A 14,909-nucleotide genomic window follows, 5' to 3' on the forward strand; every position below is an offset into this window, starting at 1 on the left:
TTCAGGCCGATAAGCCGCCCAACTTCACGAACAGATGCTCCGGTCCGGAGTTGGTCAGATTGTTGCCCCGCACATACTGGATCGGCCTTGCCGGATCGAGCGCAATAGCGCCAATCTTGCGGGCCAGCGCCTTCGTCGCGATCAGCGTCTCCTGCTTGGCGAGCGGTGCGCCAAGGCATTTATGCATGCCGTTGCCGAAACCCAGGTGGCCGCTGGAATCGCGGTCGATGTTGAACGTCTCGCCGTCGGCAAACTTGCGGCTGTCGCGGTTCGCTGCCGACAGCAGCAATCGCACCACCGCGCCCTTGGGCAGATCAACGCCGGCGACCGTGGTCGCCTCGGTGGTGATGCGGCTCACGCGCTGGACGGTGCCGCGATAGCGCGCCACTTCCTCGACGAAACGGTCTGCGTCGGCGGGGTTTTCGCGGATTCGTCCCAGCAGATGCGGCTGTTCGGCGAGCATGCGAAAAGCGTTGGCGACAAGGATGGTCGTCGTGTCGTGGCCGGCGATGAAGACAAATGCACACAGCTCCTTCGCTTCCTTTTCCGAAAGCAAACCGTCCTTCCACATGCGCGCGATATGCCCGCCGATCGACTGGCTGTCGGTGAGCGCAAGCCGCTCCATCGCTTCCTTCAGATATGCGAAGAAAGCCTGCGCGCTCTGCTCGTCGGTGCCGGTCCCCGGCGCGTTGCGGGCGAGCCGCCCGAAGTAGCTAAAGGTTTCGTCCGACCAGAACTTCATCTTCTCCTCATCCTCGTTCGGCACGTCGATCATTGTGGAGATGGTCGAGATGCTGAGCGGGATAGCGAAATCGTTGACGACATCGCCGCCGCCTTTGGCGATCATTGCGTCGAGCAGGTCCTCCGCCCTATGCGCGATCTGCTCGATAAAGGGATCGAGCGCCAGCGGCAGGAAGGACGGCTGGACGACCTTGCGCAGGCGCGAATGATCGGGCGCGTCGAACAGCGTCAGGAACGTCAGCGGCGGCGGGCTGACGACCTCGGAGGAAAATAGCTTCGGATTGCGAATTGCCTGGTAGACATCGTCATAGCGCGAGAGGAACCAGACGTCCGAAGTTGCCGACTGGCAACGCAGCACCGGCGCGTGCTCCCGCATCCAGCGGTAGTGCGCGTAAGGGTCACCTTGCGAGCCGTCATCGACCACCTTGAATGGCGCCAGTCCCTCAGGCCAGTCCAGTTCGTGTGAATAGGCCGGAAGGGTTTTGGCCGTAAATGGACAAACCTGAGGTGCGCTCTGCGGCACGGCAGACGGAGGCAATGGGAGCAATCGAGGCAATGGGGGCGCGGCGACCTTGGGTGCCGTCTTGCCCAGCGCCATACGTTCCAGCGCCCGGCTCATCGTGGCCCTGGAATGGAGCGCATGCAGCGCAATCACGTCTCGCGCCTTGTTCAGGTCGCCCAGTTCGAAGGCGCCAACGATGTCCCGGTGCTGCTGGACGATGTCGCCGACAATCTCGATCTGGTCGGTCAGCGCGCGAGCGATGTAGTCCTGCACGGCCAGTTGCCGGTACAGCGCGATCAGCTGGGCGTTTCCGCAAGCCTCGATCGTGAACAGGTGAAACGCGTGGTTTGCCTCGATGTAGCGAGCAACGTCGGTAAAGCGCTGCCCGGATACGAACGGCGCCGTCGCCTCGGCGAGCTGGCGGAAGGCGATCAATTGCTCACTCGACAGCCGGCCCATGGTCAGCTGGGCCGCCCCCAATTCGAGCGCCATGCGCAGGTCGAAGGCCTCATCGACATCGACAGGCGCGATGTGGTCCTCGCCGGTCTGAACCACCAGGCCGGTGCCCGCGAACTTCTCATAATAGAAGTTGCGCGGGGTCAGTCCTTCGGACGAGAGATAGTTGCGCACGGCATCAACCATCGGCGGCGGGCCACAGAGGTAGACATCCGCGTCTCCGTCGTTGAGCTGGCAGGGGACGATGTGTTGGGTGACATAGCCCTTGTTGGGATGGGCACTGTCGGGGCTGGAAACGGTGCAGGCATAGGTGAAGTTCGGCAGGCGCTTCGCACAGGTTTCGAGCCGGTCGATGCCCACCAGATCCTCATCATTGTTCACACCCAGGATCAAGTGAATCGGATAAGGGCTGCCGCCATCCTCAACGATTTTGTCCAGCATCGAGAGAAACGGCGCGAGGCCCGTACCACCCGCCAGAAACAGCGCCGGGCGCTCGATGGGCCGCAGGTAGAAGCTTCCCATCGGGCCGCGAAACTCGATGGGGTCACCGGCTTTGGCGCTTTCCGTGAGCCAGGTCGACATGGCCCCGTGACGCACATTGCGCACAAGGAAGGACACATGCGACCCGGAGGGCCCCGAACTGAAGGAGTAGGAGCGCGTCTGATCGGTTCCGGGCACGCGGATGTTGACATATTGCCCGGGAAGAAAGCTGAGATCTGCGCGGTTCTCCAGTTCGACCGAGAAAGCGATCGTGCTCTCCGACGCGCTTTGGCAGGCGACGATCCGTCCACGGTGCGAGGATGGACCGGTGCCGGAGGCATCGGAGCTCGTGGCGATCTGGATCACGCAGTCAGAGCGCGGGCTCATCTGGCAGGTGAGAACCTTGCGGGCGCTTGCCTCTTCCGCGCCAAGCGCATCGTCCACGCAGTCGCCCAGAACGTACTCGCCGGACTCGCAAAGCGCCTTGCAGGTGCCACACACACCATCCCGGCAATCGAGCGGAATATTGATTTTGGCTCGAATGGCGGCATCGGTCACACGCTCGCCCTCCTCGCACTCGATGAAGCGGGTCACGCCGTCCTCGAAACGGAGCGTTATCTGATGGGCCATGGCGGTGTCTCCTCTAGAGCCGCTCGAACATTGCGCTCCGCTGGTGGGAGGTTCGTGCGGGAAGGCGCGCGAGCTAGCCGTGATTTTCGCGAGCGCCGGGTGGGTTTAATGCCGCCAATGTAGAGCCTGGACCGCGTTCCCCTCAATGGACAGAGACGACGTTCGCCCGGACAAAACGTGCATCGCGTGAACGCCCTGAATGTACTGAAATGAGCGAAACTCACGCGGATTTCGCGCCGCGCAGTGGCTCAAAACAGCACACGCAAACGCGCCGCGTGGACGTGCGCGTGGTCGCCGCGACCAATCTCGATCTCAAGGACGAAATACGCGCGGGGCGCTTTCGCGAAGACCTTTATTTCCGCCTCAACGTGTTTCCGATTCGTGTGCCCTCATTGCGCGAGCGGCGCTAGGATCTACCGAAGTCGATCGCGTGAGCCGCAAGGTGACCAGCCTGCTCATGGGACTCGGCGGCGAGGTCGAGCCGACTTCGCTCGACGACATCGAATCCGCACTGCTCAAGAGCGCGGTGCGCCAGGCCGACGGCAATCTCTCCGCGGCGGCGCGTACCTTGGGGATCACGCGCGCACAACTCGTGTATCGGTTGACGAGTCGCGGACTCAGGGTTTGAGTAAGACGGGGCTCGTCTCGCGCGGCGGAAAGATGTACCACGCTCCGTCGTCATGACGAAAGAAGAACAGCCCCACTTCGCTCGCCACACCAATGGCACGGATATAGACGCAGCGCCGCCTGCTGGTCTGTCCGCTGGTCTGTCCGCTGGTCTGTCCGCTTGCCTGTCCGTTTGTCTGTCCGCTGGCATGCCCATTTGCGTACCCTCTGCCGCGCCCATGCACGCATCGCGTCACTTCGACTCGCGTGTCCGCCCGCAATGCAAGCCATTTGTCGGCCACGGCCCGCAGCGACTGTCTCGTCCCGTCCATCATCGTCTCCTTCGCGCCCGCCCCAGCGCCTTGATGTTTTGCATCGAATCTCGCCGGCATACACCGTGTCACGCAACCATCGTGCCAATCGCGTCGCGGCGGCGGCCCTGTCGTGGCCCCGTCGTCGCCCCGTCGTCGCGATACCTGGCAATTGCCGCACTATCTGCCCCGGGCGGCCCTCCCGACAAGGCACTGCGCACGCGCACCCACTCGTCGGACGAAATCATCGGGCTCGACGCCGCCCCCTCAATCGATCAAATGATCAAGTGAGCACCTCCGCCGTGCGTCGCGAATAGATCATTTCGTCACGCGCAGTCCAGGTCGCGCGCGCCGCGTCAGGCTCGTACTCGCGGGTTGAGCGGGCCAGCGCCGCGCGCGGGTGCGGTGCGGCGTCGTGCGATTGCGGAAAAACGCTTTTGCGTTCATTGCCAACCTCATCAATGATCAGTCGATCGCCCCCCCCGATTCCAGTTCATCGCGCTCTACGCAACGCGCGGAAACCAGTCGCCGGATCAGGCGGTGCGGTACGTCACTCACATTCACCCGCGGCGTTTCGCGGATTTTGGAGTGGCGGGCGCACGCGCAGCGGGTTTGGGGGAGGCAACCGGACCGCTCGCCTTTGATGCATCGGGGTCGGTTTTTCTTTTCGGTTTTTTCAGGGCGGCCGCGCTGGGCTTCGTGCCCTGCGCCGCAACCTTGCCTTTCGTTGCTGATTTCGGCGTCGTCGACCTGGATGTTGTGACTGTTTGCGAAATGGCCGCCTTGCGCGTGCGTTTGCCCCGGACCGGCGGCGCATCGGCAAAGGTCTCCGTGTCGATATCGATACCGAACACATCGCCCAGAACTGCATTGTCGAGCACCTTGCCGGAGACCGGGACGGCTCCTGCCCCGGACAGAGTCGCACCTGTGCTGTTGACGAGCTCGGCGGGATCAACGCCACGTAACGCAAAAAGCAGTTCGGGCTGCTGATCGAGCCGTGTGCCGACGCCGTACAGTACGGCTGCGACGTGCTTGCACATCGCCGCCCAGTCCAGGCAGTTGCAACTCAATTTGATCTCTTTCGGCGCGGGGAAAAGCCCGGTGCCCGGCTTGCAGATGCGGCCCATCACCGCGGCCGACAGCTTGCCCTGCAGCAGTTCGACCATGGAGTCAATCGAAGACGCGCACTCCGCACTCAAAGCACGCCACTGTTTTTTCGGGCAGGCGACGACGTCGATTTCGATCTCGTACAGGCTTGAGCCCATGACCTGTGCACGTATCCTGCCTGCCGTAATCTGCAGATCGATCACTGACCCATTGCGCACGTAGGTACGCCCGCGTGGCAGGCGACTAGCGTAGTCGCTGTAATGCTCCAGGTTATCGCACCATGCCTTGCCCCAGAAGGTCTTCGCTATGGCCCCGCGATACGGTGCAATGGGCGATAACACCTTGCCAGCCTTGATCGCCGTGGCGACCAGTTGCTCTGCTTTTTTCCTGCGCGCGGCCACCGGGACATAAGGCTTCCATCCACCGTAACTAGACATCTGCGTTCGTTTCCATGATCAGTTTTCCTGTGCGGAATGAATATCGAGCCTGACAAGATCGAGCAGCTCCCTGTCACTCATCTCAGTCAGCAGCAGCTCTGCACCGCCTTCAAGCACGTCCTTCACGAGCTGCTGCTTTGTTTCGATCAGCTGGTCAATCCGGTCCTCAACCGTACCTCGGCAAACGAACTTGTGCACCAGAACATTCCGGCGCTGGCCAATGCGAAAGGCCCGGTCCGTCGCCTGATTCTCGACTGCGGGATTCCACCATCGATCGAAATGAATCACATGAGAAGCGGCCGTGAGATTCAGCCCCGCTCCGCCCGCCTTGAGCGAGAGTACAAAAAACGGTACTGATTCATCGTCCTGGAACTGCCTGACCAGTTCGCGCCGTTTTCCTACGGGCGTGCCCCCATGGAGAATCAGGCCTTCGCGGCCGAAAAGCGATCCGAGGAAGGCGGCAAGGGGCTCGGTGGTTTCGCGGAATTGCGTAAACACGAGGACCTTTTCCTGCTTCGCCGCGATCACGTCGACCAGTTCCTTCAGGCGGGCAAATTTGCCGCTGGCTTCCGGTTTCCACGCCGCGTCGCCAAGCCACTGGGACGGATGGTTGCAGATCTGCTTGAAACGCATCAGGTAGCTCAATACGGTCCCTTTGCGTTCAATACCCTCGGTACCATCCAGCGCCGCCTCCAGGTCTTTGACGGCCTGCCCGTACAAGGCAGCCTGGACGGGGCTCAGGTGGCACCACGCCTTGAGTTCGGTTTTTTCCGGAAGATCCGCGATGACACGCCGGTCCGTTTTCAGACGGCGCAGGATGTAGGGCCGCACAAGGTTTCGCAGCGGGCCGAAATGTTCGATTTTCGCCAGACGGCGGGTGAGATCAGTAAACTCCTTCGCCGAGCCCAGCAGGCCTGGATGCGTGAAATCAAAGATGGACCACAGATCCGACAGGCGATTTTCCACCGGGGTGCCCGTCAGGGCGATACGTGAGCGGGCCTGAAGCTTCTTGACCTGTTTCGTCTGCCGGGCACCGGGATTCTTGATCGCCTGGGCCTCGTCGACAATCGCGATGCGCCACTGGGCCGCTTCCAGAACGGGCTGACGCAGCAGCGACCCGAAGCTGGTAATGACGAGATCCGTGTGCATGAGCTGCGCGCTGTCCAGGGCGCGCAGCTCGTCTGCGGGCGTCATGGACGGGTGAGCCACCAGCACGCGCAGGCCCGGCGCGAAGCGTTCCGCTTCCGCGGCCCAGTTTGCCAGCAGGGACGCGGGTGCGACCAGCAGGCTCGGGCGCGGACCGGCCGGGTCGCGCTTGAGAATCAACAGCAAGGCAAGTACCTGCATCGTCTTTCCGAGCCCCATGTCGTCGGCCAGACACGCTCCCAGCCCGAGCTGGCTAAGCAGATAGAGCCACCGCACACCCGCCCGCTGGTAGGGTCGAAGCTGCGCCCTGAGGTCGGGACCCGGATCGACCTGTGCAAGCCCTTCCGGCTGGCGCAACTGCTGGAGCGTCTCTGCCAGCCAGTCGCCTGCCACGACCTGCGCCCAGTCCCGGTCGTCGGTGCCTTCGGCTGCATCACCGGCTACGCCTGCCAGCAGGCGCAACGCATCGTTCAACGGCAGCCCCGCCTGCGCGGCCTGCTCCAGACCTTCGAAGCGCTGGAGCAGGCGGCCGAGCTTTTTCGTGTCCACCTCGATCCAGCGCCCACGAACCCACTGCAGACCGTCGGCCCCCTTGAGCAGACTGCGGATCTCCGCGGGGCTCAACGGCTCGCCGTCGAGCGATAGCTCCATCCTGAAGTCAAGCAGCGCTTGCCTGTCAAGGAACGACGGTGGCTGCGTCCCGACGCTCGCCCTGAGCGCCGGTCGCACGGGGCGGCCCGTCGCCCAGGTCGCCGGTAGTCGAACCATGATGCCGGCGGATTCCAGCGCCGGCAAATCGGTGAGGAGGCGCCAGGCGTCGGCCGGCATCCAGCGCAACGGGTGGTAGATCTCGCGCGATTCGAGCATCGCACGCACCCAGTCGCAACGTTGCGCGGCACGCTGAACCGGCATCAGGAGGGAGAGCAGTTGCGCCTTGCTGCGCGCCCCGGAAAATTCCTCAAGGGCCCGCGAAAGGGGTTGATGTTGCGTTTTGCCATGGGCAGACAGGCGCGCCGCATAGGTTGCCATGAACGCGAAAGGCGCTTCGGGATCCTTGCGGTTTTCAGCAAGATTGAAGTGAACACGGCCCACAAGATTCCATGCAGGGTGGCGCGACCTGAGAAATGCCTGAAGCGACGCTCCCGTGGCTCCCAGCTCGTCACGCAAGGCACCATCGATTTCGTCCCACAGCGCCGCCAGGACATCCGGCGTGAGATATTCAGCGCCTGTCATGGGCGGCGCGTCTTCGATCAGTCCGTCGAGGTCCGCTGCGCCCGGTTGGGCGACGGCGATTTCCCCGCCTTCTGGCGTGGTGCACAAAGCCGTGACATAGCGGACACCCAGGTCGCGCCACCATGCCCATGCGGGCGGCAGTGCACGCCCGACGGTCGTACTTCCCAGATAGAGCAACCCATGACCTGCGCCGCGCCTGAAGGCCTCACCCAGTGCCACGTCATCGGGCAGGACAGGCGCATCGGCGTCCGGCGCGGCAAGCAGGTGGCCTGCTGGGGTGATTTTAGGCGCGAGACGGTCGGTATCGGTATCAGTCAAGGACATGGACAGTTGTTGGGGAAGTCCCGGTTCGAATGCAGGCAAGAGACAGGCCCGCCTGGAGATCACGTACATCCTGCGCCGTGGGGAGCATTGCCTGTCCTGGCAATGGGACGGATTTTCCACGGCAGGGAAATCCATGGTATTTCCATCGCGTATTCAGTCGACACGATGCGGATCGCCTGTGCGGTCAATGGCGCCAACGTCGACCGCGATGCGGCGCGTTTGGCAGGCATTTCGGCGGGCGTCAGGGTGTCGGCATTTTACCCGACGGGGCGCGACGCAAACTGGAATCCGGGGCGGCGTGGCTCAAGGAGAGCGAAATGTGCAAAGGCGAGCCAGGATACGGGACGCTCATTGGAGCTGTCGCGAACGAAATGCAGAAAATGAAAGAGACGCAGCCCGAGCTGATTGCGTATAAGGAATTCTGTGTTGGCGGGCGGGCGCCTTGAGCAGGTGTGCGCCGAGATTGATCGGCCTTGAGGCGTCGCGCTTGGGGACGCTCCTGGGACAAGCGCTTAGGAGCGTCCCGGAATATCGCGTATTTGAGATTTTCTGCGCTAAACAACGGTGGATTGCACCTTGACCTCGTAGCCGTCCGCCGCAATGTTCCAGCAGCTCACGCACTGTGTCTGTTCGAACCTGAAAATGGCGCCCGCGACGGCCTTGTCGCGGTCGACAGACTCCCCAGATACGCGCATCAACTCGCACCGATGCGGGAATCCGCGATGGTCGAGAATCTCCTTGTAGAAGACGACCTCGACCTTCGTCAGTCCTGATGCTGGCGTACATGACGCGCGCTGTTTCGCGCGACGCCGGCGGCCCTTGCCCGCCGCCCTTTCCTGCTGCCGCAGTGATTGCTCGCCTGGCGGGAGAGGTTGAATACGTGGCGCTCCTCCGCACAGGCCCATGATGGCTGCGCGCGGAACATCGGTGCGCTTTCCTGACTGTGGTACGGCACGGTTGCTTATCTGGGTGGTCGAGCGCGAACTCATGATCCGACCTCTACTCTCTAACGGTTTCGTCACTGCGCGACTCAATGGCGCGACACATTCATAGTGAGTTCGCGCCGATCTACTGAAGCTATCGCGCAGCGGCGCGCAAAGCCGTGACGCCGCGCCGCTGCACTTCACATTTCGATGATGACCTTCAGCGCCTGCGTGCTGGCCGCGTGCGAGAACGTTTCGTATGCCTTGAGCACGTCGTCGAACGCAAAACGATGCGTGATGAGCCGGGTCGGATCGATGCGCCCGGCGCATACGGTCTTGAGCAGCATGGGCGTGCTCACCGTGTCGACGAGACGCGTCGTGATCGACACGTTGCGGTCCCAGAGCTTGTCGAGGAAGAGCGACGCGCTTACGCCATGCACGCCGATGTTCGCGATCGTGCCGCCCGGCGCCACGAGCTGCTCGCACAGCTCGAACGTGGCGGGCACGCCCACTGCCTCGATGGCGCAGTCCACGCCCACGCCATCCGTGAGCTTCATGACCGCCTCTACCGCGTCCGAGGCGCGCGGATCGATGAGCGCCGTGGCGCCGAAGCGCTGCGCGCATTCGAGACGGTTCGCATCCATGTCGATCATGATGATCTGCGCAGGCGAGTAGAACTGCGCGGTCAAAAGCGCCGCCAGCCCGATCGGCCCCGCGCCCACGATGGCGATCGTGCTGCCTGGCTCGACCTTGCCGTTGAGCACGCCGCACTCGAAGCCCGTGGGCAGGATGTCCGAGAGCATCACGAGCGCCGCCTCGTCGAGGCCCGCGGGAATCTTGTAAAGGCTCGTCTGCGCATGTGGCGTGCGCACATATTCGGCCTGGGTGCCGTCGATGCGGTTGCCGAGTATCCAGCCGCCCGTCTTGCAGTGCGAGTACATGCCGCGACGGCAGTATTCGCATTGCCCGCAGCTGGAAATGCACGACACCAGCACGTGATCGCCGGGCTTGAGCACGCTCACTCCGCTGCCCACCTCGTGCACGACGCCCACGCCTTCGTGGCCGAGGATGCGGCCCGGCGTGCAGGTTGGCACATCGCCCTTGAGGATGTGCAGATCGGTGCCGCAGATCGTCGTCTTCGACATCTTGACGATGGCGTCGCCAGGCTCGCGCAATTCCGGCATCGGGCGCGTTTCGACCGCGAAGCGGCCCGGACCGTTGTAGACCAGTGCTTTCATGTTCCCTCCATCGGCGTTCGGAAATCGGCCGGCGCGGTGCACGCCGGCGCTAGCGGCTTTCATCATGCGCCGCCGATGCCTGGCGCATTTGACTTCGATCAAAAGCGCCCTGTCCGATGCGGATCGATGCCCGGCGGCTTCATCGACAAGCTCGCGCGAGCAATGGCCGACGCCCTCACCATGCCGAACGCCAGCCCGTTGCCCTTCATTCGATGTTCAGAATGCGCGTCGCGTCACATCGTCACGAGTTCGTCGATGACCTCGCGCACGCCCCGCTGCGCCCACGCCGCACCGCGCGCGACGGCGCGCTCGGCCTCCGAGCCCACCGTCCCTCGAAGCGTCACCACGCCCTCGCTCATCTCAGCATGAATGCGGCCCACCGCATCTTCGGCGTAATGTTGGAGCGCTTCGCGGATGCGCTCGCCGATCTTGCCGGGGTCCGTGCGCCGGCGCGCCTGCACGCCGCTCGTGACGCCCGTCACGCTGCGCAGCTGCGACAGCGACCGGATCGCAAGTTCACGCTGCCATTCCCATTCGACGGTTCCCCGCAGAAAGAGATGACCGTCCCGCGCCTCGACCTCCACGGCGCGTTGCGGCACTCCCGCCGTCCAGTGCAGGACGGCGCGCGCCATATCCGCAATCTCTTCGTCGCTGCGCTGGTCCGCAGCCGGCCGTTCGAACGTCGGCCCACCCGATACGTCCTGACCCGGTTGTGGAGCGTGTTTCATCGCGTAGTCTCCGCATGGTTTTCCGATGCGCCGCGAAGCAGCCCGTCGCAGCATCGTGCGCGTGGTGGCAGCGGCCGCCGCGTGCACTCGATTCGATGCTCACCCTCCGCCGCGACGATCATGCATCGGCGGATGTGGCACGGTGAGGCACAGTTGCAGGCTGCGCCTCACCGTCCGGGCGCATGCCCATGAACGGCGCGAGGTACTTCATCCAGTCCGCCGCCTGCGGCACGGTCCCAACCTGCCGCGTCATCTGAGCCGGTGCCGCCCGCAAGCAAGCATTTTCGGCATTGAAGACCGTGTCGCGAAGCAGCGTCCCGTATGCTGCCTGGTTTTTCGCAGCCGAGACCAGGCCTTGCTCCCACAAGGCCACGTTCGCGGCGAGGTACTCGCTCATCATCGTTTGCCAGCCGTGCGCGATGGCCCCCGCATCGCAGGTGCGCGCGTGCACCCAGGCATCGCACAGGTGTTGCGTAGCGGCACGATCGCGCTCGATGCGCTTCGCTTGCAGCGCCAGCACAGCCGCGAGCTGATCGAAGCCGATCTGCGCCATGCGCGTGCCCACGCTCGACAGGGAAGCAGGCTGGGGCGGCGTGCTCCGAGGGATATCGCTCATTTCAGTCTCCTGATCGATCAAGTTTGTGCAGTGGCAGACGACACCATGCTCATGAAATGCCCCGCACGAGCAGCACCGGGCAGTCCGTCTCGCGCACCAACTCCTCCGCCACGCTACCGAGGAGCGCGCGCCTCACGCCACGCCGCCCATGCGTGCCCAGCACGACAAGTTGCGCACCCACGCGCGTGGCGCACCGGTGCAGGCAATCCGCCACGCTGTCGGTCACGCCTTGCAGTTGCAGCAGCTCCGTCTCGCAGTCCATGCCCGCCGCCTTCGCTTCGGAGCGCGCCAGCTCCAGCACCCTTTTGGCGCCTTCCCGGTAGGCGGCGATCAGCTCCGCCGGGACATATGTCAGCCCCATGCCGAACGGCGCCAGAATGTCGATCACATGCGCGACATAGAGTTGTGCGCCTGTCAGGCGCGCGACGCGCAGCGCCTCGCCGAGCGCGTGTTTCGAAGTCTCGCTGCCGTCGAATGCCACCAGAATCTTCTCGTACATGGTCTGCCTCCTGAGCTGTGCCATTCCGGCCGCATTGCCTGGCCTGATGCCCATCATCGGGGTGAACGACGTCGCGCCATTGATTTGCGTCAAGAGACAAACGTAGCCGGGATAAAGCGTGCGCTCAGCGCGGCCCCGCGCCGGTGCGCGGCGGCAGACGCTGCCAGGCACCATGCGTTGATCTTCATCAATTCCGAACCGTAGTGCGGCCCTACGATGCCTCGACAGCCAGCCTCCTGCCGGGGCCCCGAGCCCGTGCTTCCAGTCCGTGCCGATTCACAGGTACGCCCCTCTTGCCGGAACGCCGCGTCATGCTGCTCGTCACCGCCGAATACATGCCGTTCGCCGTCGCCCTGGGCGTGGGCCTGCTCGTGGGCGCCGAGCGCGAAAGGCGCAAGGGCGAAGGCGCGACACGCGCGGCGGCCGGCATCCGCACGTTCACCGTGGTAGCGCTGCTTGGCGCGATCGCGATGCGCGTGGGCGGCGCGATACTGGCTGCCACGCTCGTCGTGGCGCTGACCGCGCTGGCCACAGCGGCCTATCTGCGCCCCCACGACGATCCGGGGCTCACGACCGAAGCGGCGATGATCGCCACGCTGCTGCTGGGGGCGCTGGCCGTGCTCGACGCACCGCTCGCCGCCGCGCTGGGCGTACTGTTGACCATCGTGCTCGCGGCGCGCTCGCCGCTGCACCGGTTCGTGACGACGAGGCTCAGTCAGCGCGAAATCATCGATCTGCTGACGCTGGCCGCTTCCGCGTTGATCATCCTGCCCGTGCTCCCCGGCCATCCCGTCGATCCCTACGGCGCCATCAATCTGCAGACGGTCTGGCGCTTCGCGGTCCTCGTCATGACGATCAGCGCCGTGGGCCACATCGCGCAGCTGGTTTTCGGCGCGCGCATTGGCTTGCCGTTCGCGGGCCTGCTCGGCGGCTTTGTCTCCAGCGTCGCGACGATCGCCTCGATGGGCCGGCGCGCCGCGCAGGCGCCCGGTGACTGCGCGCAGTTTGCCGCAGCCGCCGTGCTGTCCTCCGTCGCGACGCTCGTGCAGTTGTCGCTGGTGGTGGGCGTCGTCTACGAGCCGCTCGTTCGCCGCATGGCCCCGGAGTTCGCCGTCGGCGCCCTCGCCGCGCTCGTCTACGGCTTGCTCGCCGCCTGGCGCGCCGCGCGCAAGCCCTTGCAGGAAACGCTGGTGGTCGGCCGGGCGGTGGATCTGAAGGCCGCCGTACTGCTCGCCTCCACACTCATGGTGCTGATGCTCGCGGCAACGCTGCTCGCCCGCTGGCTCGGCAAGACCGGGCTGCTGATCTCGGCAGGGCTGGGCGGGCTGATCGACACCCACTCCGCAGCGGCGTCGATCGCTGCGCTCGCCGCTCAGTCGCTACTTGCCCAAAGCGACGCCACGCTGCCGATCATCGTCGCACTCACGGCCAATTCGGTCACGAAATGCGCCGTGGCGGTGCTCTTTGGCAAGCGCGTCTTCGCGGCGATGGTGGTGCCGGGACAGGTGCTCATCCTCGCCTGCGTCTGGAGCGCGTGGCTGATCGTCGACTGAACGCCAGCCCGAACGCTTCTCCGACCAGCTTCCCGGCCATTTCCCAAGCCATTTCCCAGGCCATTTCCCAGGCCACTTCGCGCTTGACATACATCAAGGGCCGGCCCGCACCCGGCGACAAGATTGAGGACAAGCGCTGCCGCCCGCCTGCGGACGGACGCGATACATCGCCCGCGCTCGCTCATCCAGCGCCCGCTGCCAGAGGAACCGCTGCCATGCAATACAAGAACCTGAAAGCGCCGGGGCGCGCGTTGGCCCCGGCAGCACTGCGTAGTCCAAGGACTACACGCCAACAAAACTCCCTACATCAGGTTCAGCGCCCGCTCATTGGAGCACGCGCGCGCACAAACCATACTGAAGGCGTAGCGAAGTCAACCCGTCCGTTCAAACACAAGGAGCGTTGCCATGTCCACCGCCGCCAACCGCTCGCCTGCTGCCGTCACGCTTGCCGGCGCCACGGCCATCGACGACGCCGAAACACTGCTCGCGCTCGCGCGCTCGGCCGGGATGCTCGTCACGCTCGACGGACAGATCGGCCGCGAGAAGTACCAGAGCGTGGCGGGTTCGCTGCATGCGTTTCAACGCTTCGCGGCTGCGCTGGGCGATGCGCTCGCCACCCGGCAGACCTGCTGAACGGCGTGCGCACCGCGCCAATCGTCGTCGCAGTCGCCGGAGTCATCGCGCAATCGTGGCGCAATCGTGGCGCAATCGCCGCCGCGCCTCACTCCACGCTCAGATCGTCCACCACGGCGCGCACGCCCGGCGCCGCCCACGCCGCGCCGCGCGCCACCGCGCGTTCGGCGATCGAGTGAACCTTGCCGGACAGCGTCACCGTGCCTTCATGCACGGCGACCTGAATGTGGCGTGCCTCGCGGTCCGCGTGACGCCGCATGGCTTCCAGGATGTCCTTGCCGATCTTGTCCGGCGCCACCGCGTTCCTGACTTCGATGTGATTCGTCACGCCCGCGACGCCGTGCAACTGGGCAATCGCACGCACCGCCGTCTGGCTCTGCCACGCGTAATCGACCGCCCCCTGAGCACCACGTGGCCGTGCTCGATCTGTGCCTGGACGGCGCCCTCGCTGAGTCCGGCCGTCCAGCGCAAAATGGAGCGCGCGATGTGCGCGATGTCCTCGTCGGTGCGCACGTCTTCGCCCGGCAGATGCACGTCCAGCTCCACTACCAGTGCACGCACGCCGCCCACGCGGCGCGCCGCCTGCTCGGCGGCGAGCTTCTCGCCAAGGCTCGCGAGGTGGCCCGCGAGCGTCACGACGCCGTCTTTCACCTCGACGCCGATATTCGACGCCGTGACCGCCGGCTCCCACTCCAGTTCCGCTTCCACATCGTGCTTGAGCTGCAAATCGGTTTTCATCGCCGTCT

Annotated in this window: 10 protein-coding genes and 2 pseudogenes; 3 read left to right on the plus strand and 9 right to left on the minus strand. The window is 64.6% G+C overall.

Features of this window, described 5'->3' with window-relative positions:
- Position 1 precedes the first annotated feature (1 nt).
- Complete coding sequence (gene benC, locus L5014_RS26995) at positions 2-2,809, minus strand: benzoate 1,2-dioxygenase electron transfer component BenC (RefSeq protein WP_238466856.1); 2,808 nt, start codon at positions 2,807-2,809, stop codon at positions 2-4.
- Between the two features lie 260 nt (positions 2,810-3,069).
- On the opposite strand from benC, the pseudogene L5014_RS39070 reads away from it, so the two are divergent.
- Positions 3,070-3,437: pseudogene (locus tag L5014_RS39070) on the plus strand (sigma 54-interacting transcriptional regulator); the annotation flags it as partial.
- Between the two features lie 849 nt (positions 3,438-4,286).
- On the opposite strand, the gene L5014_RS27005 reads toward L5014_RS39070, so the two are convergent.
- The 7 genes from L5014_RS27005 to L5014_RS27035 form a co-directional block, all read right to left on the minus strand.
- Complete coding sequence (locus L5014_RS27005) at positions 4,287-5,270, minus strand: SWIM zinc finger family protein (protein ID WP_238466857.1); 984 nt, start codon at positions 5,268-5,270, stop codon at positions 4,287-4,289.
- Between the two features lie 18 nt (positions 5,271-5,288).
- Complete coding sequence (locus L5014_RS27010) at positions 5,289-7,973, minus strand: DEAD/DEAH box helicase (protein WP_238466894.1); 2,685 nt, start codon at positions 7,971-7,973, stop codon at positions 5,289-5,291.
- A gap of 554 nt (positions 7,974-8,527) precedes the next feature.
- Positions 8,528-8,962 carry a hypothetical protein gene (locus L5014_RS27015; protein ID WP_238466858.1) on the minus strand — a complete coding sequence of 145 codons (435 nt, stop codon included), beginning with the start codon at positions 8,960-8,962 and terminating at the stop codon, positions 8,528-8,530.
- 134 nt (positions 8,963-9,096) lie between these two features.
- Complete coding sequence (locus L5014_RS27020) at positions 9,097-10,134, minus strand: zinc-dependent alcohol dehydrogenase family protein (protein WP_238466859.1); 1,038 nt, start codon at positions 10,132-10,134, stop codon at positions 9,097-9,099.
- A 233-nt stretch (positions 10,135-10,367) separates the two neighbouring features.
- Positions 10,368-10,862, minus strand: coding sequence for a BON domain-containing protein (locus L5014_RS27025; protein ID WP_238466860.1), 495 nt, complete (start codon positions 10,860-10,862; stop codon positions 10,368-10,370).
- 118 nt (positions 10,863-10,980) lie between these two features.
- A complete protein-coding gene (locus L5014_RS27030; protein WP_238466861.1) occupies positions 10,981-11,478 on the minus strand; it encodes a hypothetical protein in 498 nt (165 codons plus the stop codon).
- A gap of 49 nt (positions 11,479-11,527) precedes the next feature.
- Entirely contained in the window at positions 11,528-11,977 is a 450-nt protein-coding gene (locus L5014_RS27035; protein ID WP_238466862.1) for a universal stress protein, read from the minus strand.
- A 311-nt stretch (positions 11,978-12,288) separates the two neighbouring features.
- On the opposite strand from L5014_RS27035, the gene L5014_RS27040 reads away from it, so the two are divergent.
- Together L5014_RS27040 and L5014_RS27045 are read left to right on the plus strand one after the other, a co-directional pair.
- Positions 12,289-13,530 (plus strand): MgtC/SapB family protein, encoded by a 1,242-nt coding sequence (locus tag L5014_RS27040; RefSeq protein WP_238466863.1) that lies wholly within the window; start codon positions 12,289-12,291, stop codon positions 13,528-13,530.
- Positions 13,531-13,935: 405 nt separating this feature from the next.
- Positions 13,936-14,163 carry a hypothetical protein gene (locus tag L5014_RS27045; protein WP_238466864.1) on the plus strand — a complete coding sequence of 76 codons (228 nt, stop codon included), beginning with the start codon at positions 13,936-13,938 and terminating at the stop codon, positions 14,161-14,163.
- An 88-nt stretch (positions 14,164-14,251) separates the two neighbouring features.
- Here L5014_RS27045 and L5014_RS27050 read toward each other — a convergent pair.
- A pseudogene (locus L5014_RS27050) lies at positions 14,252-14,901 on the minus strand (BON domain-containing protein).
- Between the last annotated feature and the right edge of the window lie 8 nt (positions 14,902-14,909).

Source organism: Paraburkholderia tagetis (assembly GCF_022213065.1).
Classification (GTDB): domain Bacteria; phylum Pseudomonadota; class Gammaproteobacteria; order Burkholderiales; family Burkholderiaceae; genus Paraburkholderia; species Paraburkholderia tagetis.

Excerpts from the sequence above, each read along its gene's own strand:
- L5014_RS27035 (WP_238466862.1), bottom strand. The coding sequence starts at position 11,977 with ATGTACGAGAAGATTCTGGTGGCATTCGACGGCAGCGAGACTTCGAAA.
- L5014_RS27030 (WP_238466861.1), bottom strand. The coding sequence starts at position 11,478 with ATGAGCGATATCCCTCGGAGCACGCCGCCCCAGCCTGCTTCCCTGTCG.
- L5014_RS27020 (WP_238466859.1), bottom strand. The coding sequence starts at position 10,134 with ATGAAAGCACTGGTCTACAACGGTCCGGGCCGCTTCGCGGTCGAAACG.
- L5014_RS27015 (WP_238466858.1), bottom strand. The coding sequence starts at position 8,962 with ATGAGTTCGCGCTCGACCACCCAGATAAGCAACCGTGCCGTACCACAG.
- L5014_RS27005 (WP_238466857.1), bottom strand. The coding sequence starts at position 5,270 with ATGTCTAGTTACGGTGGATGGAAGCCTTATGTCCCGGTGGCCGCGCGC.
- L5014_RS27025 (WP_238466860.1), bottom strand. The coding sequence starts at position 10,862 with ATGAAACACGCTCCACAACCGGGTCAGGACGTATCGGGTGGGCCGACG.
- L5014_RS27040 (WP_238466863.1), top strand. The coding sequence starts at position 12,289 with ATGCTGCTCGTCACCGCCGAATACATGCCGTTCGCCGTCGCCCTGGGC.
- L5014_RS27045 (WP_238466864.1), top strand. The coding sequence starts at position 13,936 with ATGTCCACCGCCGCCAACCGCTCGCCTGCTGCCGTCACGCTTGCCGGC.
- benC (WP_238466856.1), bottom strand. The coding sequence starts at position 2,809 with ATGGCCCATCAGATAACGCTCCGTTTCGAGGACGGCGTGACCCGCTTC.
- L5014_RS27010 (WP_238466894.1), bottom strand. The coding sequence starts at position 7,973 with ATGTCCTTGACTGATACCGATACCGACCGTCTCGCGCCTAAAATCACC.